The sequence below is a fragment of the Pilosibacter sp. NGB245 genome, from assembly GCF_057397225.1.
Window position 1 is genome coordinate 3,055,705 of the sequence record NZ_CM171584.1, and the last position, 20,767, is coordinate 3,076,471.

17 protein-coding genes are annotated in these 20,767 nt (G+C 50.9%); 8 read left to right on the plus strand and 9 right to left on the minus strand.

All coding sequences use genetic code 11. From position 1 onward, the window contains the following. Positions 1 to 73: 73 nt before the first annotated feature. Positions 74 to 1,195, plus strand: a complete 1,122-nt coding sequence (locus ACXMYH_RS13605) for a DUF362 domain-containing protein (protein ID WP_486555085.1) — start codon at positions 74 to 76, stop codon at positions 1,193 to 1,195. Between the two features lie 115 nt (positions 1,196 to 1,310). On the opposite strand, the gene ACXMYH_RS13610 is transcribed toward ACXMYH_RS13605, so the two are convergent. Continuing rightward, positions 1,311 to 2,759, minus strand: coding sequence for a M20 family metallopeptidase (locus ACXMYH_RS13610; RefSeq protein WP_142412479.1), 1,449 nt, complete (start codon positions 2,757 to 2,759; stop codon positions 1,311 to 1,313). A 438-nt stretch (positions 2,760 to 3,197) separates the two neighbouring features. Between ACXMYH_RS13610 and ACXMYH_RS13615 the strand changes: the two genes are divergently transcribed. Next, positions 3,198 to 3,659, plus strand: coding sequence for a hypothetical protein (locus ACXMYH_RS13615; RefSeq protein WP_215702649.1), 462 nt, complete (start codon positions 3,198 to 3,200; stop codon positions 3,657 to 3,659). 84 nt (positions 3,660 to 3,743) lie between these two features. Here ACXMYH_RS13615 and ACXMYH_RS13620 read toward each other — a convergent pair whose 3' ends face one another. The 3 genes from ACXMYH_RS13620 to ACXMYH_RS13630 all read right to left on the minus strand — a co-directional run bounded on the left by ACXMYH_RS13620 (position 3,744) and on the right by ACXMYH_RS13630 (position 6,385). After that, on the minus strand, positions 3,744 to 4,685 hold the full coding sequence (locus ACXMYH_RS13620; RefSeq protein WP_486555086.1) for an AEC family transporter: 942 nt from the start codon (positions 4,683 to 4,685) through the stop codon (positions 3,744 to 3,746). Between the two features lie 122 nt (positions 4,686 to 4,807). After that, positions 4,808 to 5,254, minus strand: a complete 447-nt coding sequence (locus ACXMYH_RS13625; protein WP_117469120.1) for a YwiB family protein — start codon at positions 5,252 to 5,254, stop codon at positions 4,808 to 4,810. A gap of 69 nt (positions 5,255 to 5,323) precedes the next feature. After that, complete coding sequence (locus ACXMYH_RS13630; RefSeq protein ID WP_486555087.1) at positions 5,324 to 6,385, minus strand: D-alanine--D-alanine ligase family protein; 1,062 nt, start codon at positions 6,383 to 6,385, stop codon at positions 5,324 to 5,326. Positions 6,386 to 6,640: 255 nt separating this feature from the next. Between ACXMYH_RS13630 and spoIIR the strand changes: the two genes are divergently transcribed. Continuing rightward, positions 6,641 to 7,423, plus strand: coding sequence for a stage II sporulation protein R (gene spoIIR / locus ACXMYH_RS13635; RefSeq protein ID WP_486555088.1), 783 nt, complete (start codon positions 6,641 to 6,643; stop codon positions 7,421 to 7,423). Here the strand turns inward: spoIIR and ACXMYH_RS13640 are convergent. From ACXMYH_RS13640 to ACXMYH_RS13660, 5 genes are all read right to left on the minus strand, one after another. Next, positions 7,413 to 8,690: a TolC family protein gene (locus tag ACXMYH_RS13640; protein WP_486555089.1), complete on the minus strand. Its 1,278-nt coding sequence runs from the start codon at positions 8,688 to 8,690 to the stop codon at positions 7,413 to 7,415. The genes spoIIR and ACXMYH_RS13640 overlap by 11 nt on opposite strands. A gap of 12 nt (positions 8,691 to 8,702) precedes the next feature. After that, positions 8,703 to 9,941, minus strand: a complete 1,239-nt coding sequence (locus tag ACXMYH_RS13645) for a TolC family protein (RefSeq protein ID WP_486555090.1) — start codon at positions 9,939 to 9,941, stop codon at positions 8,703 to 8,705. A 231-nt stretch (positions 9,942 to 10,172) separates the two neighbouring features. Next, positions 10,173 to 13,226, minus strand: a complete 3,054-nt coding sequence (locus tag ACXMYH_RS13650) for an efflux RND transporter permease subunit (protein ID WP_486555091.1) — start codon at positions 13,224 to 13,226, stop codon at positions 10,173 to 10,175. A gap of 15 nt (positions 13,227 to 13,241) precedes the next feature. Beyond that, a complete protein-coding gene (locus tag ACXMYH_RS13655) occupies positions 13,242 to 14,384 on the minus strand; it encodes an efflux RND transporter periplasmic adaptor subunit (protein ID WP_486555092.1) in 1,143 nt (380 codons plus the stop codon). A 110-nt stretch (positions 14,385 to 14,494) separates the two neighbouring features. Continuing rightward, complete coding sequence (locus ACXMYH_RS13660) at positions 14,495 to 15,145, minus strand: TetR/AcrR family transcriptional regulator (RefSeq protein ID WP_486555093.1); 651 nt, start codon at positions 15,143 to 15,145, stop codon at positions 14,495 to 14,497. Positions 15,146 to 15,674: 529 nt separating this feature from the next. Between ACXMYH_RS13660 and sufC the strand changes: the two genes are divergently transcribed. The 5 genes from sufC to sufU are packed head-to-tail and all read left to right on the plus strand — an operon-like array spanning position 15,675 to position 20,597. Continuing rightward, complete coding sequence (gene sufC, locus ACXMYH_RS13665) at positions 15,675 to 16,445, plus strand: Fe-S cluster assembly ATPase SufC (RefSeq protein WP_118530971.1); 771 nt, start codon at positions 15,675 to 15,677, stop codon at positions 16,443 to 16,445. Next, positions 16,445 to 17,851: a Fe-S cluster assembly protein SufB gene (gene sufB, locus ACXMYH_RS13670; protein WP_118530973.1), complete on the plus strand. Its 1,407-nt coding sequence runs from the start codon at positions 16,445 to 16,447 to the stop codon at positions 17,849 to 17,851. The genes sufC and sufB overlap by 1 nt, the downstream gene beginning before the upstream one ends. Beyond that, positions 17,848 to 18,945, plus strand: a complete 1,098-nt coding sequence (locus ACXMYH_RS13675; protein WP_486555094.1) for a SufB/SufD family protein — start codon at positions 17,848 to 17,850, stop codon at positions 18,943 to 18,945. Before sufB ends, ACXMYH_RS13675 begins: the two co-directional genes overlap by 4 nt. Continuing rightward, positions 18,932 to 20,146 (plus strand): aminotransferase class V-fold PLP-dependent enzyme, encoded by a 1,215-nt coding sequence (locus tag ACXMYH_RS13680; RefSeq protein ID WP_118530977.1) that lies wholly within the window; start codon positions 18,932 to 18,934, stop codon positions 20,144 to 20,146. The genes ACXMYH_RS13675 and ACXMYH_RS13680 overlap by 14 nt, the downstream gene beginning before the upstream one ends. Beyond that, positions 20,139 to 20,597 (plus strand): Fe-S cluster assembly sulfur transfer protein SufU, encoded by a 459-nt coding sequence (gene sufU / locus ACXMYH_RS13685; RefSeq protein ID WP_118514815.1) that lies wholly within the window; start codon positions 20,139 to 20,141, stop codon positions 20,595 to 20,597. The genes ACXMYH_RS13680 and sufU overlap by 8 nt, the downstream gene beginning before the upstream one ends. Positions 20,598 to 20,767: the final 170 nt, after the last annotated feature.

The window sequence follows — 20,767 nt, forward strand, 5'->3', positions numbered from 1 at the left end:
TCGCCGCAGTAAAACGCAGACTTTACGGTAATGGAGCGTTGCGAAGTATTTATTAAAGGAGGACTTTATAAGCATGGAAAAATCAACGGTTTATTTTACCGATTTCCGGTGTTCGGTTGGAACCAGCCAGTTGGACAAGTTGAAAAAGCTCTGCGTTGCTGCAGGAATCAAAAACATTGACATGGACGGAAAATTCGTCGCGATCAAAATGCATTTCGGTGAGCTCGGAAATCTCGCCTTCCTTCGTCCGAACTACGCGAAAGCCGTTGCGGATCTCTGTAAGGAACAGGGCGGCATGCCGTTTCTGACCGACTGCAACACCCTGTATCCGGGCAGCAGAAAAAATGCTCTGGATCATTTAGACTGTGCAAACCTCAATGGCTTCAACCCGATCTCCACCGGCTGCCAGATCATCATCGGTGACGGTCTTCGCGGAACTGACGAGGTGGAGGTTCCGGTCGTGAACGGAGAATACTGCAAGACGGCCTTCATCGGCCACGCGATTATGGACGCCGACGTCTTTATCAGCCTGACCCATTTCAAAGGTCATGAATCCACCGGTTTCGGTGGTGCCATCAAAAACATCGGTATGGGCTGCGGAAGCCGTGCCGGAAAAATGCAGCAGCATGCAAGCGGAAAGCCGTCCGTCCGTGAGAAGCTCTGCCGCGGCTGCAGACGCTGTGCGAAGGAGTGCGGAAGCGATGCTATTACATATGTAAATAAGAAAGCCGTCATCGATTATGACAAGTGCAAAGGTTGCGGCCGCTGTATCGGTGCCTGCAGCTTTGATGCTATCTACAACCCGAACTACAATGCCAACGAGCTTTTAGACCGCAAGATGGCAGAGTACGCGCAGGCTGTCTGTTATGACCGCCCGTGCTTCCATATTTCCCTTGTGCAGGATATCAGCCCGAACTGTGACTGCCACGGTGAAAATGATGCCCCGATCCTTCCGGATATCGGAATGTTCGCAAGCTTCGATCCGGTGGCTCTGGACCAGGCCTGCGCGGATGCCTGTCTGAAGGCGGCTCCAATCGCCAATAGCCAGCTTGGAGAACATCTCTCCCAGCCGGGATGGCACTGCCACCATGATCATTTCAAAGATTCCAACCCGAATATCGAATGGCAGGCAACTCTCGATCAGGCGGAAAAGATCGGTCTCGGCACGAGACAGTATGAGCTGAAACGGATCTGATTGGGATTTTTCATGAAAAATGGGGAGAAGTTCCATTTTACGGAACTTCTCCCCGTTTTTTATGTACAATTGCAGCGCGTCATTCCGTTCACGCTCAATCGTATCAATCAATTTTTTACATCTTCATTCCAATCGCTCTCGGCTTGCATCCGTCCGGGATCGGGCAGTGATAGGTGTCGCCATCCAGCTCCTCCTCCATCTCCGCTTTCGCCTTCGCGATGATCTCCGGATCCTCATACATATCGATCGCTGCGCCTGCCATTGCCTTCGCCGCGTAGATCAGTCCCTTGTGTGCCAGTCCGCTCTTGCCCTGGGAAACAACCTGCCATGAGTGGCCCGGTGTTCCAGCCGCCCATGTAGCAACGTAGGCCTGGGCAGTCGGGCAGTTCCAGCTCACATCACCAACGTCCGTGGAACCGAAGGACATGATTCCGTCCGGGTTGAATGGAGCGACAAAGCGGTACATGCTCTCGCCCTTATGAGAAAGGACTTCCGCCTTAGCTGCTTTGTCCTTGCAGTTCTTTGCGATCTTCTCTAAGGACTCAAAACGGCTGTCGCCAACGCCCTCACTGATGGCTTTGGCAAACTTCATCTCCTCTTCCGTGTACTCCGGAGCGCCAAGCTCCACAAGATTGTCCCAGAGTTCCTTCGCGATCACCTTGTTGCTCATGAGGTTCGAGCAGCCCTTTACGAAATCGATCTCCACGCGGGTCTCTGTCATATGGGCAGCGCCCTCAGCGATCTTGTTGACACGCTGATAGATCTCCTCCACCTGACTGTTCTTCGGGGCACGGATCAGATACAGAACTTCCGCATACGGCTGTACAACGTTCGGGGAGTATCCGCCGGTGTTTGTGATCGCGTAGTGGATTCTCGCCTCCGGAACCACATGCTCTCTTAAGAACTGTACACCCATGTTCATAAGCTCCAGCGCGTCAAGGGCGCTTCGTCCAAGATGCGGTGCGCCGCCTGCGTGGGCGCTCTTTCCATAGAATTTATACGCTACCTGATAGTTTGCGAGGGAGCTTCCCGTGTCGGCCTGCGTTAAATCTCCCGGATGCCATGTGATCGCGGCGTCAAGGTTTGCGAACACTCCGCCTTTCGCCATAAATGCCTTTCCGGATCCGCCTTCCTCACCCGGGCAGCCAAAATAGATCACGGTTCCCGGTTTTCCGCTTTCTTCCAGATACTTTTTGATTCCGATCGCCGCGGAGAGGGACGCTGTGCCGAGCATGTTATGTCCGCAGCCGTGTCCGCTGGCGCCATCATGCACAACGATCTTCTCGGTAGCTCCCGCTTCCTGATCCAGTCCGGACAGGGCATCAAACTCGCCTAAGATACCGATCACAGGTTTTCCGGAACCGAATGTGCCCTTAAATGCTGTCTTTACGTCCGCAAGACCTGTCTCAACTGTAAAACCTTCTGCTTTCAGAACATCGCAGAGGATCTTCATCGACTTTTCTTCCGTGAAGGCAGTCTCCGCGCAGCCCCAGATCTCGTCGCTGGCGGTAAAGATCTCGCTGGATTTCTTATCAATTTCTTCCCAAGCTGTCTGTTTTCCCATCTCCATATCACCTTTCTTGTACATGATTTCCGGCTGTTGTCCACGCTGCCCTTTCATTTTCCGATCAGGCAGCTCTCAAAATTTAATTTTCGAGTTGTTCTGAATTTTTATATGAATCCCAACCAGTTATCAATAATTATACTATCGCATCCGTCAATGCGCAACCTTTTTCATGTTTTGTGCATAAAGTAAATGTATCATTTCGGATGTTCGCAAATTTTCCATCTATTTATTTTGGTTTTCTCAGCTTTCCCTGCCGCACATATTTTCTGTTCTGACTGCGCGAAGAGGGGTGGAATTTAATTTTGCAGGTGGGGCTTCTTACTGTTGGCACATCCTCTTCTTGAAAACTGCTTGCGCTTTTATACCTGCGATGGTATAATTTACAGGTAATGCCCTGTGATACAGGGCGAACGTGAACACACTGGAGGTATCCACATGAACTGGAGTATCGTAGCAAATGTCATTCTTGTCATTCTCCTGATCCTTGTCGTTGTCCTCGCTGTGCTTTACTTCCTCGGACGTAAGATGGAAAAGCGCCAGGTAGAACAGCAGAGCGCAATCGATGCCGCTAAGCAGACCGTGAGTCTGATGGCGATCGACAAGAAAAAGTTGAAAATAAAGGAAGCCGGACTCCCGCCGATCGTTTATGAGCAGACTCCATGGTATGCAAAGCGGATGAAGGTTCCGGTAGTAAAAGCAAAGATCGGCACAAAGATCATGACCATGATCGCCGATGAGAAAGTTTTCCTTCAGCTCCCGTTAAAGACTGAGGTCAAAGTTGTGATCAGCGGTCTCTATATCACAGAGATCAAATCCGTTCCGCGCGGAGGACTGATCCCGCTTCCAAAGAAGAAAACGATCGGTCAGCGTATCAAAGGAATTTTCAAAAAAGACTGAATCGACAAGAAAAAGACAAAATAAAAAAGCCCCTCTTCTGATGAATTTAGTTTCATTCAGAAGACAGGGCTTTTTTATTTGATTTTAAATCAGTCCCACGGATTTCATAAAGAAGATCCATAAGAACAGTGTAAACATGGACACCGCCGTACTGATCACGACAAACTGTCCGGCAAGCTCTCCGTCACCGCCCATATTCTGTGCCATGGGGTAGGATGCGGCTGCAACCGGTGTCGCGTAGACAGCGATCAGAAGGAACAGCTCAAGTCCACGAAGTCCAAAGGCGTAAGCGATCGCGATGATGATCGCCGGAAGAAAAAACAGCTTACAGGTAAGCGTTGGAACCAGATATTTGAGGTTTTTCCGGATCGCCTTAAACTGTAAGGTTCCTCCGAGCACATAGATCGCTAACGGAGAAGTCATATTGGAGAAGGCGGAAATCGGTGTCACAAGGCTTCCCGGCAGCTTGATCCCAAGGAAAAAGAAGATCAGACCTACGACGGCACCCTGCAGGAGTGGATTCGCTGCCACCGCCTTCAGCGTCTTCTTAATATCCGATTTTCCCTCTCCGTTGAACATCTCAAGAATAAATACCGACGTGGTATTGTAGATCGACACAACGACCGTAACCATCATAGCCGCGATCGATGCCGCTGAATCTCCAAATACCTCGATCGTGAGCGGCAGTCCAAACAGAACAAAGTTGCTTCGGAAGATCGCCTGAATGATAACGCCTCTTCTGGGGTTTTCCTTTACGATCTTCGGAATGATCACGATCAGGATCGCTTCCACGATCAGGATACTTGCACCCGTGAAGATCAAAAGCAATGGTCTCGGAAGCGACTCGGCATCGGCTTTATAAATATTGTAGAAGGTCATAAACGGATAAAATACCCGGAAGACCATCTGGTTCAGCTTCTGTAAAAATTCCTCTTTCACAACTCCTCTGATCTTCATCGTATATCCGAGCGCCAGATAACAGAAGAACGGGATGACCGCATTAACCGCGACTAAAAAACTCTCCATACATCGTTTGTCCTCTCACAGCTTCCCCTTTGACCGCGATCTTTCCAAATACAGTCCGCGGGACCCGCTGCGTCCTTTCTTTTTTATCCTGTAACCTTCCAATACCTCACATCCGTTTTCCGTTACATCGGGATTCCCAATACCTCTTCTTTTCTTGATGACGCCAGGATCTCTGTATTACAGTCGAATGCGTACTCCCCGTTCATCTCCATGGAATATTTGATTCTTAGAAGAATGGACTCTTCGTCCTCCTCAACTTCGAGCAGGGAAGTCGTGATCCCCATCAGGAACAGTCCCATCGGCGTCCGGTAGTTTGCTGTCGTCCGTCTTCCGGGTTCAAAGATCATGTGGCTCTCCACAAGTCCGCGTTTCATGACCTCGATCCGGTTCTCCATCACTTTCACCGTATTGTGGGTCGGTGTGCCCGTCTCGTCAAGCGACTCATCATAGATCAGATACTGCTTGCCGTTTTTCACATAATACGTCCCCGGGGTGATCATCTCGACCGTGTCCTCTTCCTCACCGATCGTCTGTACCCCCCGGACACGGACTAAAATATCCTTTGTCATGTAAATCTCCCCTGATATATCATTTTGAACGGTCCGCACGGCTTCAGGCACGGACCGCTGTGAACATTTTTATCTCTCGTATCTCCGAAACGCGTGATCGATCAGATCGTCGATCAGCTGTCTCTTGTTTACACCTCTTGCCTCCCACAACATCGGATACATGCTGATGGCAGTGAAGCCCGGAAGTGTGTTGATCTCATTGAATACGACCGTTCCGTCTGCTTTTACGAAGAAATCCACGCGGGATAAGCCGTAGCCGTCCACCGCGTTGAAGATCTTAACGGCAGCCTCACGGACACGCTCTGTGGCTCCGTCAGGAAGCTCCGGGTCAACGACGGTCTTGGACTCCGCATTGTAGTATTTCGCGTCGAAATCATAGAACTCAGCCGCAGCAAGGATCTCACCCACGCCGGAGGCTTTCGTGGAAGCACCGTCACCGAATACACCGCACTCAATCTCACGGCCCACGATCATCTCCTCAACGAGGATACGGCGGTCATTGTCAGCCGCTTCCTTTAAACCGGTAATCAGCTCTTCTCGGTTGTCTGCTCTTGTAACACCTCTGGAGGAACCGGCGTTAGACGGCTTTACAAATACCGGATATGGGATCTCTTTTTCGATTTTCGCGATAACCGCATCCATATCCTTTAATTCCGCTTTCATAACGGAAACGTAAGCTGCCTGACAGATGCCGAGTCCGCTTACCATGCGCTTTGTGGAAAGCTTATCCATCGATACCGCGGAAGCGAGAACGCCGCAGCCGACGTACGGGATCTTCGCAAGCTCAAGGATTCCCTGTACGGTTCCGTCCTCACCGTAGAGACCGTGAAGGACCGGGAATACCACATCCACCGGAATCTTCTCAAAAGATCCGTTCTCTGTGACGATCAGGCATTTCTCCTTTGCGTCCGGAGACAGCACCGCCCCAGCTTTTGACTCTCTCCAGGTATCATCTTTGACCTGGCTTAAGGAGTCCACCTTTACCCAGTGTCCGTCCTCCGTGATCCCGACGAGGATCACATTATATTTCTCCTCATTGATATTTGCTGCCACATTCTGTACAGACATACAGGATACCACATGCTCAGATGACTGTCCGCCAAACAGGACAACGATATTTTTCTTTTCCATGATATTTTTTGATTCCTCTCTGATTTTCTATTCAAGTCGAACGTCCGTGAGATTTTGCGCGTGATCCCGGTCAGCAAAGCCGGCAGATTCCTTACAGGACCACTGTGCACCCGAATCATTTACCCCGATGCACTGGCACTGGACGGGCTGTTTTGACATGTTATCGTTTAGATTATAGCACAACTGGTAATAATTACAAACAGGAAATAACATTTGCCTCTGACATAAAAAGCAAAAAGCAAAGAAGGTGTATCTATGAAACGAACCTGTAAGCTCAGTCTCTCTTTCCTGTGTTTTTTGATCTGTTTTCTTCTTTCCATGTCCGGCATCCGGGCGCGGGACGAGGCTCTGGCGGCGGATATTGCCCCAAAGATCCTGCGGTTCCATGTTCTCGCGAACAGTGATTCCGCCAAAGACCAGGCGTTAAAGCTTCGGGTGAAGGATCTTCTTCTGGAAAAGATCCGGGACGGGGCCGCCGCGGGTCAGATCGCCGGAAAAGAGGAGCTGAAAGCATATATACTGTCTGAATCTTCCACACTGGAAGCCGCTGCTGAAGACTTTATCCACAGCTTCGGGTATGATTACGGTGTGCATGTGGGGATCGAGACCTGCAGGTTTCCGGTGCGCACCTACGGGGATATGACATTTCCCGCCGGGATGTATGAAGCCGTCCGGGTAACCATCGGAAACGGTGCCGGACACAACTTCTGGTGCGTTCTGTACCCATCCTTATGCTACACGGACAGCGTTCATGCGTCGATGCCGGAGGAATCGAAGGAAATGTTGAAAAGTCTGATCCCAGAGGACGATTTTCAGTCGCTGCTAAAGGCAAGACCGGCCTGTTTCCTGAAAAGCACCAGCCCAGCGGCCACTGGCGAACACACTTCCCATACAGCTATCGCCTCTGCAGCCACCCCTGATAATACTGCCAAAACTTCGGGTAAAAAAAGTGAACAGGGAACATCTTCCCTGCCCACTGTGAAAGTCCGTTTTCGGATCGCTGAACTATTTTCAGCGCATCTGCAGCTTACTGACTAAGGCTTAAGTTTCCCTTAACCGCCCAGTCATAGGTCTCCATCGCCTGGAACAATGAGAGGTCTCCGGTCTTCACCGCGATCTCCTTTGTCTTTAAGGAGTTCTGCTGCTGCATATACTCAAGGCGTCCGATGGTTCCTAACTGCCATTTTCTCTCGGCAGTCTCCATCTTCGTCTTTTCCAGCTCGTAAGCTGCCTTTGCTGTCTGGAGCTCGTTTCTCTTCTGGAGAACGTCGTTGTAAAGGTTTACGAGGGAGGATGCGACTTCTTCCTTCTCCTGCTTGATCGTGCGCTGTAAGTTCTGGTACTCGACGGAGCCTGCGTCCTTGTTGTCGAGGTCCAGCACGTTGTATCGGATCGTAAAGTTGTTGTCCTGCGCCGCCTGTTTGTCCTTCTCCGGGTTCATTCCGTCGATCCTTGTGAGATCAGCTGCCGGGACATCCTTGATCTCCGGCTTTGCGTCATACTTCCATCCGAGCATCGTGCAGAGGGTCTGACGGAGCTTCTGCTCACTGGATGTCAGTGTCAGTTTCGTTGCCTGGGTGGACTCCAGCTGCTGTCTCGCGGAAAGGACCTGGCTCTGGGTCGCAAGACCGTTGGCTGCCTGGTTCTGGGTGGACTGGTAGACTGCCTCTAAGAGTGTGAGTCCGCTCTCTAAGCTCTCCTCGTTGAGCTTTAACTGCTTGTAGCCGATCATGGCGCTCTGGGCGCCGGCGGACAGCGCCGCGCGGGTGCTGTCCACAAGCTTGATATGCATCTGCTCTGGGGATACCTGTTCCAGGCTGTCGCCCTGCAGCGCAATTGCATCTGCCTGGTAGTCCATGAGTTCTGAACTGTAATAGAGCTGTGCGTAGTTTGTCGGAGTCATTGCCGGAACTTTACCGATCATCTCTTTGGCTGCGTCAAGAGAGCCTTTCAGTGTACTTGCCGTATCCGCAAGCTCTCCCGAACTATCCAGTAATTTTGATTTCAGCTTCACGACATCCTTTGCTGCGTCCTTCTTATCGGAATATGTCTCTTTCACTGTCTTAAACGTCGGGCTGTAGACCTCAACAAGCTTCCCGATCTCGTCATATTCCAGCATGTTATCCGCGAGCTTCTTCATCGTCGCGTCATCGTACTCATTTCCCGGCTGGGATATAAATCCGTTCTCATCCGCAACACCGGTCGCCTGAACCGCCTTCGTCGCTGCGAAAGAGTTCACAGGCGCTGCCGCAAGCGCAAGCGCAAGCGCCGCCGGGATCACACGTCCTGTCAAATTTCTTTTCATTCTGCTTCTCCTTTAGCTCTGTGATGAGGAACCGATATCGAGAAGTCCCTCAAGCGCCCACTGATAATTTTCGATCGCTCCTGTGAGGTCCAGCTTCGCCGCCGTGTGGGATGCTTCACTGGAAAGCCATGCAGACTCTGCCTGAAGGTATTCCTGACGGCTCAACATCCCCAGCTCATTCTTCCGGTCAGCAGCCGCTTTATCGGCCTTTGCCGCCTCATAGAGCGTTTCTGATGCCTCATAGGCTTTCTGTTTCTGTTTCAGGTCCTTATACATAAGATCCAGAGAAGAACGGACGGAATCTTCCTGATCCTTGATATTTCTTGCCTTCGTGATTACTCCGCCCGCCGATTTGGAACTCGTCATCCTTGTATCATACAAAGTGTAGTTCATCTCGATGGCCTTCGCCTCATCCTTCTTCGGATCAAAGGACGCGATCACGGAAAGATCCGGCTCCGGAACCTTCGCGATCTCCGGATCAGCGTTGTAATCCCAGCCCAACATTGTGATCAGCGTCTGTTTCTGGGTATTGAGACCGGACGCTGCCTGAAGAGCACTTCCGTTCGCGGAATTCAGTGCGTCCTCCACGGTCAGAACATCTTCCTTCGACATCATTCCAAGATCCTTTTTCTTTAACGCCGCCTCGTAATTCTGCTTTGCGATCTCCTGATTTAAAAGGGCGATCTCATACTGGTCCTTTAAGGTCTCATAGGTCCGCATTGCTTCCCTCGCGGTCTTTGTTTTCTCATTTCTCGTGATGCGGAGTCCGCGGAGTGCAGAGGAACCACCGGCTCCCTTTCCCTTTGCGGCATCCTCCAGCTGCTGCGCATATGCCCGCAGAGCATGCATATTTGCTTTATATCCTTTATACACGTCGCGGGATACTGTCTCGTCATACTGAACATCATTCGCATCCCGTTCCATTTCATCCGCCTCCGCGCGCAGATCCGCCGCCATCGCTAACATCTGATCCTTCGTAAGACCCGTGGATCCGCCCGGATTGTAATAATACTTCTGCAGCTGGTTCTGATAATCGGTATTGTAGCGCTCAATGAGTCCGGGGAGTTCCCAGTATTCCAGCGTGTTGTCCTTAAACTTTTCAAGCGCTGCTTCGTCATATTCTGTGACCGCGACGTCCTTCGTCGCAGCTAACGCAGGTATTCCGGTATCCGCTGCCGCTATGGAAAGACTTCCCATAAAAACAGCTGAGAACATGATCAGACCTGCTTTTTTCCATTTATTTCGTCTCATAGGTTTCCCTCCGTCTATGAGCATAACGATTTCATCGCAGAAACGCAATAACGTTTCTCTTACATTTTCTTTCCAAATACGGCAATCCGGTGGCAATTTTTATCCCCTGGCTGCCGCCTCCAAAAGCAGGAAGCCCCGCAGAGCGTTCCGCATTCCGGCTGACTGCCTCCCGACCGGGCAGCGGCCGTCTCTTGCAGACTCTGCAGGGATCCGCTTTCAATGTTCAAAGCTTTAATCTACGTCAATGATCTCTTTCTTATCCTGATTCTTTCCGCTCATGATCACATAGAAGACCGGAAGAACAAGAAGTGCCATCGCCGTAGAGACGATCAGTCCACCGACATCCACAAGTGCGAGTCCCTGCATCGTCTTACCGGCATTTCCATAAGCCGCCGCCATCGGGATCATTGCCACGATCGTCGTGAGTGTTGTCATGAACATAGGGCGCATACGGGTCGCGCCGGCTTCAATGACCGCCTCCTTAAAGTCCATCGTTGCCCGATACTGGTTCGCCGTATCGACGTACAAAATACCGTTGTTTACTACCGTACCGACTAACATTAAGAAGCCTAACAGGGAAGTCATGCTGATCGGGCAGTCCACAAGCCATAAAAACAGGAAAGAACCGATCAGGGCGAACGGGATCGTTGTCATCACCATGATGGAGAACTTCGGTGACTCGAACTGTGCAGCCATTACAACGAATACGAGGAATACGGCTGTGGCGATCGCCTGTCCCAGGGACGCAAACTCTTCGTTCATCATCTTTGTGGATGTGTTTTCCTGCATAGAGATCGTGCCGGATAAGTACTTATCGATGACCTCTTTCTGGATCTTATCCTTCGTGGTGCTGTCCGCTCCCTCTGTCAGCGTACCGGTGATCGTCACCTGATACTGCTTATCGCTCTTTGTGATACTCTGTGGACTGTCCTTAAAGCCGATATCCGCGATATCCATAAGGGCTACAGATCCGCCGGTCGCTGTCGGAAGAACGATTCCCTGGAGCTTATCGATCGTATCGTACTCATCATCCGCGTACTCAACCTTTACATCGATATCATTTCCGTCAACATTCAGGGTCGTTGCCGTCGTTCCGCTGACCATCATGTATACCTGGGAAGCAACGGCGGTCGGGGAAAGTCCCTCCGCTGCCGCCTTGACCGGATCCACATTGATCTTTACAAGTGGAGCGCTGTTTTCAAGGGAAGAGTGGATGTTTGTCGCATCCGGGCGCTTCTGGAGTTCGGAAACGATCTCATCCGATACCTTCTTTAAGTCATCGTACTGTGTGCTGACAAGAAGATATTCGAGATCCTCTGCTGCTCCCATGGACATGGTGCTCATGGAGTTCTGGCTCTCGAGGCTCACGGAGCAGTCGGACCACTTCTGCATGTCACGTTTCCATTCCTTGAGCACCTGATCCGTCTTTCTGCCTCTGTCATCCTTTAAATATGCCGTCAGGGTCGCTCCGCTTCCGCCCATATTCATGGAAAGTCCGGAACTTCCGTAGGAGAGCATGTAGGAATCAAGATCCGGATCCTGAGTCACATAGTCCTCTGCTCTCTGGAGGATCTTATCGACCTCCTCGATCTTAAGACCCGGCTGGGTCTCGATCGTCACCGCGATCGTTCCCTGATCATCTGCCGGCATAAGCTCTGTCTTTAACTTTGTCGCAAGGAACAGGGAGAAGATCACAAGCACAACGGCGGTTCCCATGACCATCGCTTTTTTCTTTAAAAGCTTCTCCATCAGGGAACGGTATCCGTTCTGCAGAGCTCTCATGATGCCGGAGGCCGGGGTATTTTCCTTCTCCTTCGGACGGTAGTACACGTAGCAGAGCGGTACAAGCGTCATCGCGGAGATCAGGGACGCGATCATACAGAATACGATCGTGAAGCCCAGCGGCTTGAACATCTGTCCGCTCATTCCGGAGATCAGAGCTAACGGGATAAATACGACACAGGTCGTAACGGTACCACCGATGATGGATTCCAGCACAGCTGCAGTACCATCGATTGCGGCTTTTCTCGTTTCAACAAAGCCACCGCCCTTATCCGTAAAGCGGAAGCAGCTTTCCAGAACTACGATCGAGTTATCGACCATCATTCCGACACCGAGAACCAGACTCGACAGGGTGATGACGTTTAGCGTAAAGCCTATGGCTTTCATGAGGATGAGGGCAGCTAAAATTGATACCGGGATGGAAGTTCCGACGATCAGGGATGCCTTGATATCCCCGAAGAACAGCCAGATGATGAGCATCGCGATAATGACTGCCATGATCATGGTCTGGAATACGCTGTTTAAGGAATCGCTGATCTGATCACTGTAATCATTGACAACGACGTACTCCAGAGACGGATCCTGTGCTTTTAACGTTTGCATTGTCTCCTGGACTGCCTTGGAAACGGTAATGTGGTCGCTGTCCTGATTTTTCTTGACACCGATCGTCATCGTGTCCTTGCCGTCGTAACGTCCGATACTGTCCTTTGCCTCAACGGTATTGTAGATATTGGCAACATCTTCCATATAGATGATGTTTCCGTTACCCAGTGTGATCGGGATCTTCTTTAAAAGCTCCATCGTGTCAAAGGATGTTCCGGATGTCACGGAAAGATCCTTGTTTCCAACGGAGGTACTTCCGATCGGCATAGAAAAGTCCGCAGACTTTAAAGCCGCAACGATGGTATTCATGTTCACATGATACTGGCTTAATTTTTCCGGGATCAGCTCCGCCTTGATATAAGCCTCCTGACCACCGGATACATCGACACTGGCTACGGAGGTCAGCTTTTCGATTTCCGGAACGATATCGTCATTTACGTAGTTATAGAGGTTATCCACGCTGTCATTGTTGACCGCGAGGGTGATGGACGGCGTACTGTTGATATCCATCTCGATGATCGTCGGGGTATCGACATCATCCGGGAGATCCGACTTGATCCCATCCAGCTTTTTCTTTAAGTCATCGTAAGCTTTATCGATATCCTGGTCATAGTCATACTGGACCAGGACCATTCCGAAGTTTTCCGAAGACATGCTGGTGACGGAATCGACACCGGAAAGCGTTCCGATCTCATCCTCTATCTTACTGATCACAAGCTGATCCACGTCATCCGGGCTTGCTCCCGGGTAGACCGCGCTGACGATCAGCATCGGCATCTCCATTTCCGGGATCAGCTCAAGCTGGGATGAAAAGATCGAGCTGAGACCGAATACGATCAGGCAGAGCACAACAAGAACGGTTGTGACCGGCCGTTTTAAGACCTTTTTGGTAAGTCCCATGTTCCTTGTGCCTCCTTATTTTGCTGCCGCTTCCGCGGCTTCTGTAGTCTCTTCTGCTGTTGTCTCACTGCTGTCGGCTGTCGTTTCCGCACTGTCATCACTGCCCTGAATATTTACCGCGGCGCCGTCATAAAGCTCCTTGGACCAGCTTGTGATGACCTCGTCGTCGTAGGAAAGTCCGGAAACAATCTGAATCTTGTCAGAATCGATGAGTCCGTCTTCCACCGGAGTCTTTTTCGCCGTTGCTGTCGCGGCATCATATGTATACACGTAAGCGTCTCCATTGCTGTAGTTCACACAATCTGCCGGAACGACCATGACGTTGTCCGCCTTCTCTGCTGTCACATAAACCTTTACCATCGTTCCGCTGGCAAGTCCGTCCGCGTCACCCAGGGTCGCTTTCACCTTGAAAAGTCCTGTGGACGCGTCCACCATGCTGCCGATCTCAGAGATCGCGCCGCTGTAGTCCGTTCCGTTCTTCTCCACCGTCACAGGATCACCGATATTTAATCCCTTCATGACACGCTCCGACACGTTGAAGGTCAGTGTTTTTCCGCCTGCACCGGATACAACGCCTGCGACAGAACCGCCCGCAGACATATCATGTACCTGCACGCCAAACTGTTCTAAGACACCGGCGATCGGCGCGGTAACGACCGTGTTCTCGCTCTGGGTATCATAGTTTAATTTTGCGGAATCATACTGGAGCTTCGCCATGGACAGACCGCTTACCGCCTGCTCGTAGGCCTGAGCGGAAATATCCCCGCTCTCGTAGAGCGCCTTCATCCTGTTTACAGATGTCTGGGCATCATTTAAGGATACCTGAGTCGTATTTAACGTGATCCTTGCCGCGTCTAACTGCTTGTTGTCGATGCGGAACAGCTTCTGTCCCTTCTGTACGGTATCGCCCTGATTTACATAAACCTCCAGTACTTCTCCGCTTCCCTTCGGGATAATGTATACCTGATCTGCCGGTTCCACGGTACCTGTCAGTCCTGTGGAAAGTTCAATATTTCCTGTCTCCGGTGTCTGGACGACGACGGTCGGGTTCGGAACGGCCTCGATCGGCTCTTCTTTTTTCGTAAATCTTGTGAACATCAGGACTCCAAATGCGCCGACGCATACAAGTCCGATTACGATCTTACCTGCTTTCTTCATGGTTCCTCCTCATTTTCTGCAACCTGTTGCTTTTTGATCTCTCCTGCGGATCCTTTTCCTTCTTCCGGTCCGCACGTTCTGTTTCGCGGGCAGCTTTTCTTTTCTATTCCTTACCGCTGCTCCTCTTCCCTGCTGTCTGATCTATATGCACATATGCCATAGTGGAGCATACGGATATGGCGTTTGTAATACGCGGAAGCTTCCTCTCTCTTCTCCCCGTCACGGAAAAAGCGCTTGAGCGACATCAGAAATACAACCATATGCATTTCGATCAGCTCATTTAAAGTCTCCCTGCTGATCGGCTCTTTGTCCTGATCGATATTTTCATATAATAGCTTCATAAAGCTCTGATTCTCCCGGCATACCTGCGGGTCATACTCCGGATCACCCCTGAAAATATCCATGAACTTTGCGCTCTTGATCAGATTCTGAAAAATATTGATCAGACCTGCCCGCTCCATAAGATCCAGTCCGCGGTCGAACACATTCTCAAGCATATCCCAAAGGTCGTCTCCGTTTTCCCGGAGCCGCTCGATATAGTTGTTAAAATGCTGTTCTGCCTGGGCGTAGATCAGCCACTTCAACAGATCCTGCTTATCTTCAAAATATGTATAAAAGCTTCCTCTTGATATGTCCGCGTCGTGGACGATCCGGTTGATCGACGCCTCCTCGAGAGGCACTCTTGTAAACTCCTTTGTCGCTGCGATCCGAATTGCTTCAATTTTTTCTTTCGGAAGCCGCAAAAACCGCTCGGTCGGCATAATTCCATCTCCCTTCTGTCGAAATCACAAAACGTATTTCTGACATTTCCCTTCTTTTGCAAAAGTGACAACCTGTTAACATTATAGTGACACCCTGTCATTCTGTCAATATCTGTTTTTTCACTTTATAATGATTTTATATTTTCGTAAGGTTTGCAAAATTTCTGTATAGAAACTCCTGCCTCCGGTCCGATCCCGTCTGTGATTTCCGCTGTTTTGCTCAGCCTACCATGCCCATGTTTCAGAATTGTTTTCCGATTGTTGCAGTTTCATGAATCCTGCAGATTTTGCCGGAAATATCGGATTGTACAGGAATAAATACCAATTCATAGCATGTTTGTAGGAATTGCTTCTTGCATATTTTTCTCAATACATGTATAATATCATTGAATCACCTAGTAAGTAACTAGGTTTAGTCCCGGCAGACGGAACGTATCCCGGAGATCAGCTCCGGTGCCGGTTCATATCTGTCCGGAAATTGCTGAAACTTACATTTTTACCTTATATAAAATACATGGAGGAATCCGATATGTCAGAACTATTATTAAATGTAAAAAATCTCTCCGTGAATGTGGAAGAGAAATCCATTCTTCACGGGATCAACTTAACGATCAACAAAGGCGAGACCCACGTACTCATGGGACCGAACGGTGCCGGAAAATCCACACTCGGCTGCACCCTGATGGGGAACCCGAACTATCATGTGACAGACGGTGAGATCTTCTTCGGAGGCGAGAACATCACAAAAGAAGCCGCTGACAAGCGTGCAAAGCTCGGCATGTTCCTCTCCTTCCAGAATCCGCTTGAGGTTCCGGGGATCTCCCTCTCCAACTTTATCCGCAGCGCTCTCTCCGCGAGAACCGGAAAGAATGTCCGCATCTGGGATTTCAATAAAGAACTCCAGAAAGCGATGGAGGTTCTCGACATGGATCCGTCCTATGGCTTCCGTGATCTGAACGTCGGCTTCTCCGGCGGTGAGAAAAAGAAAGCGGAGATCCTGCAGCTTCTCCTCTTAAATCCGTCCTTAGCGATCCTCGATGAGACAGACTCCGGTCTCGATGTCGACGCGGTCCGCACCGTTTCCAAGGGAATCGAGGAGTACCAGAAGAGCAAGGACGGCGCTCTCCTCATCATCACCCACAGCACAAGGATCCTGGAGTCTCTCCATGTGGACAAGACCCATGTTCTCGTAGACGGCCGCCTGGTTGCCGAGGGCGATGGTTCTCTCGTCGATGAGATCAATGAGAACGGCTTCGAGCAGTTTATCGCTTCCGCAAATGAGAAGGGAGAGAACGATTAATGAAGGAAAAGACGTATGTTGAGGACGTTGACCGCAACATGTACGACTTCCGCAATGACGAGAAGGACGCTTACCGTATTAAAAACGGTCTCACCGAGGACATTGTGGAAAAGATCTCCGAGGAGAAACATGACCCGGAGTGGATGCATGATTTCCGGTTGAACTCCTTAAAAATATATCATGAAATGAAGGTTCCGGACTGGGGCCCGTCCATCGAAGGATTAAACATGGACAACATCGCCACCTACGTCCGTGCCAACACAAAGATGAAAGGGGACTGGTCCGAGGTTCCGGAAGAGATCAAGGACACCTTCGAAAAGCTCGGGATCCCGCAGGCGGAGCGCACCTCCCTCGCCGGCGTGGGTGCCCAGTACGACTCCGAGCTCGTCTACCATAATGTCCGCAAGGAGGTCGCAGAGCAGGGCGTGATCTACACCGATATGGAGAGTGCTCTGACCGGTGAATATGCCGATATGGTAAAGGACCACTTTATGAAGCTCGTGACACCCCATGACCATAAATTCGCAGCCCTGCACGGCGCTGTCTGGTCCGGCGGTTCCTTCGTCTATGTTCCGAAGGGAGTTTCCGTCGAGATCCCGCTGCAGTCCTACTTCCGTTTAAATGCCGCAGGTGCCGGACAATTTGAGCACACCCTGATCATCGTCGATGAGGGCGCGTCCTTACATTTCATCGAAGGATGTTCCGCTCCGAAGTACAACGTGGCAAACCTCCATGCCGGCTGTGTCGAGCTTTACATCGGAAAAAACGCAAAGCTCCGCTACTCTACGATCGAAAACTGGTCGAAAAATATGTACAATTTAAACACAAAACGGGCGAAGGTCGAGGAGGGCGGAGTCATCGAGTGGGTATCCGGTTCCTTCGGTTCCCATGTTTCTTACCTCTACCCGATGAGCGTGTTAAACGGTGAGGGCGCAAGATCCGAGTTCACCGGAATCACATTCGCGGGCAAAGGACAGAACCTCGATACCGGATGTAAGGTCGTCCACAACGCACCGAAAACTTCTTCCTATGTAAATACGAGATCAATCTCCAAGGATGGCGGGATCAGCACCTTCCGAAGCTCCGTTGTCGTATCCGCAAAGGCAAAGGGCAGCAAATCCGCTGTCTCCTGCCAGTCCCTGATGCTCGACGATATCTCCCGTTCCGACACGATCCCGGCGATGGATATCCGCACAAAGGACGCCGATGTCGGACATGAGGCAAAGATCGGTCGCATCAGCGATGACGCCGTCTTCTATCTGATGTCCCGCGGTATCTCCGAGGAGGACGCGAGAGCCCTGATCGTCAGCGGCTTCGCCGACAATGTCTCGAAGGAGCTTCCGCTTGAATACGCGGTGGAGATGAACAATCTGATCCACCTGGAAATGAAAGGAAGTATTGGATGATGGAGAATATGAAGATCAACCAGCTCCCTTCAAAGACATGGAACTGGCTCAAAATGAATGAAACCGCGATCTCCGGGATCACTGTATCCGGAGCGCATGAAATAAAAGCTGAGATCCCGGCGGGGATCTCAAAAACAAACTGCCCTGCCGGCCTTCCGGATCAGTTCCGGGAGATCGCAGGCGGAATGGGACCGGATATGGATGTTCTCGTCAGAGAGTCCGCAGCCGGTGCCGTCCTGCTCTCGACGGATGGAGACCTCGCAGAGACACCGGTGCGCATCGGCTTCACATACGGCTCTTCCGAGCATAGCTTAAATACGTTCGGAATCTTCGCAAAAGAAGGAAGTAAGATGACCGTCATCATGGATATGGCGGCTGAGGCCGACGGTACTTCGGGTGCAGACCACACTGCTCTCTCCGGCGTCCAGACAAAACTGATCCTCGAAAAAGACGCCGAAGTGACTCTCGTCCAGATCATCCGCAATGACAATGCAAAAACCGTCTTAAACGACATCGGTGCAAAGGTTGCTGACGGAGCAAAATTCTCCGTGATCCACCTCTTCCTCCCCGGTGGTCATGTATACAACGGCTGTAAGGCAGATCTCGTCGGCAAAAAGAGTACGTTCACCGCGGACATCGCCTACACGGTCGGAAACGATGCAGTTCTTGATATGAACTACGTCGCTCTCCACGAAGGAAAGAAATCCGTCAGCGAGATCAAGACCGACGGCGTGCTTCATGAAAATTCGAAGAAACTCTTCCGCGGAACGATCGACTTTAAGAAAGGCGCGGCAGGCGCTGTCGGAAACGAGAAAGAGGACGTTCTTCTTCTCGACGATGACGTTGTAAACCAGACGATTCCGCTGATCCTCTGCGCGGAGGAAGATGTCGAAGGAAACCACGGTGCAACGATCGGAAAGCTTGACGATGACATGGTCTTCTATCTGGAAAGCCGCGGCATGGAGCTTCCAAAGATCTACAAGATGATGGCGAAGGCACGGATCGACGCCGTTCTCCGTCTGGTACCTGATGAAAAGACAAAGGCAGATGTTGCCTCTTATTTAGAAAGTGAGGCCACCAATGGACGTATCTAAGATCCGGGAAGATTTCCCGCTTCTCAAAAACCGTGACATCATTTACCTGGACAATGCGGCAACTTCCCAGAAGCCCGCAGCTGTCCTGGATGCTGAAAAGCAGTTTTATGAGAAATACAATGCAAACCCGTTCCGCGGTCTCTATGAGCTGAGCGAAGAAGCAACGGAATGTTATGAAGAAGCAAGAAAAACGGTCGCTGATTTTCTCCACGCATCCTGTCCGGAAGAGATCATTTTCACGAGAAATGCGACTGAGAGCTTGAATCTCGCCGCTTACACACTCTCCGAGTACCTGTTAAAACCGGGTGACGAGATCATCGTCAGCATCATGGAACATCACAGCAACATTCTTCCATGGCAGCAGGCCGCAAAGCGTTACGGTGCGACCGTGAAATACCTGGAATGCGACATGGACGGCACGATCCCGGCAGAGCGCCTCGAGAACATGATCACCCCGCACACAAAGATCGCGGCGATCACCCAGATTTCCAACGTGCTCGGATGCAAGAATGACTTAAAGACCTTCGCTGAGATCTGCCACCGCCACGGTGTGATCCTGGTCGGCGACGGCGCACAGAGCGTTCCGCACATCAAAGTCGATGTCCAGGACCTCGGAGTCGATTTTCTCTCCTTCTCCGGACATAAGATGCTGGCTCCGATGGGGATCGGCGCTCTCTACGGAAAGAAAGAGCTGTTAGAGCAGCTCCCGCCATTTCTCACCGGCGGCGAGATGATCGAATCCGTCACAAGAGAAGGTGCTGTCTGGGCAGAAGTTCCGCATAAATTTGAGGCGGGAACCGTCAATGCCGGCGGCGCTTATGCACTTGCCGAGGCGATCCGCTACATGAACACGATCGATTTTGATGCGATCGAGGAACAGGAAAACAAGCTCACAAGGATCGCTTATGAGGGCATGACAAAGATCCCGGGGATCCGTGTTCTCGGAAGTTCCGATCCAGACAATCATCACGGGATCCTCTCCTTCGCCGTTGACGGGGTTCATCCGCATGATGTCGCTGAGATCTTAAATGCCGATAATATCTGCGTCCGCGCCGGTCATCACTGCGCGCAGCCGCTCTTACAGTACCTTGGGACCGCCTCTACGACCCGTGTGAGTCTCGCATTCTACAATACTGAGGATGAGATCCGGGCGTTCCTCACAAGTCTTGGCGGATTAAGGAGAAAAATGGGATATGAGTAATACATTTTATAATGAAATTTTAATCGAGCACAACCTTCATCCGACCCACAAGCATGATCTGCCGGATGCAAATCTCGTCCTTGAGGGCGTAAACCCGAGCTGCGGCGATGATATCTGGCTGAAATTAAAAGTTGAAAACGATGAGATCGTTGACGGGGCGTTCGTCGGGGATGGCTGCGCCATCTCCCAGGCTTCCGCAGATATGATGCTGGACCTGATCATCGGAAAGAAAAAAGACGAGGCACTCCGCCTCGCAAACCTCTTCCTCGAGATGATCAAAGGAAATGTCAAAGGCGATGACCTCGAGCCGCTCGAAGAAGCCTCCATCCTCCAGGATGTCTCCCACATGCCGGCGCGTGTCAAATGCGCGGTCCTTGGGTGGCATACGATGGAAGAAATGTTTAAGAAAGCTGCAGATGGAAAAATGATTCCAGCCAGCTATTCCAAGTAGGTATTTTCGGCACCGAAAATACTGTAATATAATGTCCGGGATGCGGATTTTGCCGATTTAGGATGCAAAGCATCGGCAAAATCCCGTTACTGTTTACGCAAAGCGTAAGCAGTAACGCCGGGGTTGTCGGTGACGACCGAAGGGAAATAGTGCTTGAATTCGATTTGAGA

Bases quoted from the DNA above. Each gene is read 5' to 3' on its own strand.
- ACXMYH_RS13660 (WP_486555093.1), bottom strand. From the start codon at position 15,145: ATGCCGACCGAGCGGTTTTTGCGGCTTCCGAAAGAAAAAATTGAAGCA.
- ACXMYH_RS13645 (WP_486555090.1), bottom strand. From the start codon at position 9,941: ATGAGACGAAATAAATGGAAAAAAGCAGGTCTGATCATGTTCTCAGCT.
- ACXMYH_RS13605 (WP_486555085.1), top strand. From the start codon at position 74: ATGGAAAAATCAACGGTTTATTTTACCGATTTCCGGTGTTCGGTTGGA.
- ACXMYH_RS13655 (WP_486555092.1), bottom strand. From the start codon at position 14,384: ATGAAGAAAGCAGGTAAGATCGTAATCGGACTTGTATGCGTCGGCGCA.
- spoIIR (WP_486555088.1), top strand. From the start codon at position 6,641: ATGAAACGAACCTGTAAGCTCAGTCTCTCTTTCCTGTGTTTTTTGATC.
- ACXMYH_RS13625 (WP_117469120.1), bottom strand. From the start codon at position 5,254: ATGACAAAGGATATTTTAGTCCGTGTCCGGGGGGTACAGACGATCGGT.
- sufC (WP_118530971.1), top strand. From the start codon at position 15,675: ATGTCAGAACTATTATTAAATGTAAAAAATCTCTCCGTGAATGTGGAA.
- ACXMYH_RS13615 (WP_215702649.1), top strand. From the start codon at position 3,198: ATGAACTGGAGTATCGTAGCAAATGTCATTCTTGTCATTCTCCTGATC.
- ACXMYH_RS13675 (WP_486555094.1), top strand. From the start codon at position 17,848: ATGATGGAGAATATGAAGATCAACCAGCTCCCTTCAAAGACATGGAAC.
- ACXMYH_RS13610 (WP_142412479.1), bottom strand. From the start codon at position 2,759: ATGGGAAAACAGACAGCTTGGGAAGAAATTGATAAGAAATCCAGCGAG.
- ACXMYH_RS13620 (WP_486555086.1), bottom strand. From the start codon at position 4,685: ATGGAGAGTTTTTTAGTCGCGGTTAATGCGGTCATCCCGTTCTTCTGT.
- ACXMYH_RS13630 (WP_486555087.1), bottom strand. From the start codon at position 6,385: ATGGAAAAGAAAAATATCGTTGTCCTGTTTGGCGGACAGTCATCTGAG.
- ACXMYH_RS13680 (WP_118530977.1), top strand. From the start codon at position 18,932: ATGGACGTATCTAAGATCCGGGAAGATTTCCCGCTTCTCAAAAACCGT.
- ACXMYH_RS13640 (WP_486555089.1), bottom strand. From the start codon at position 8,690: ATGAAAAGAAATTTGACAGGACGTGTGATCCCGGCGGCGCTTGCGCTT.
- sufB (WP_118530973.1), top strand. From the start codon at position 16,445: ATGAAGGAAAAGACGTATGTTGAGGACGTTGACCGCAACATGTACGAC.
- sufU (WP_118514815.1), top strand. From the start codon at position 20,139: ATGAGTAATACATTTTATAATGAAATTTTAATCGAGCACAACCTTCAT.
- ACXMYH_RS13650 (WP_486555091.1), bottom strand. From the start codon at position 13,226: ATGGGACTTACCAAAAAGGTCTTAAAACGGCCGGTCACAACCGTTCTT.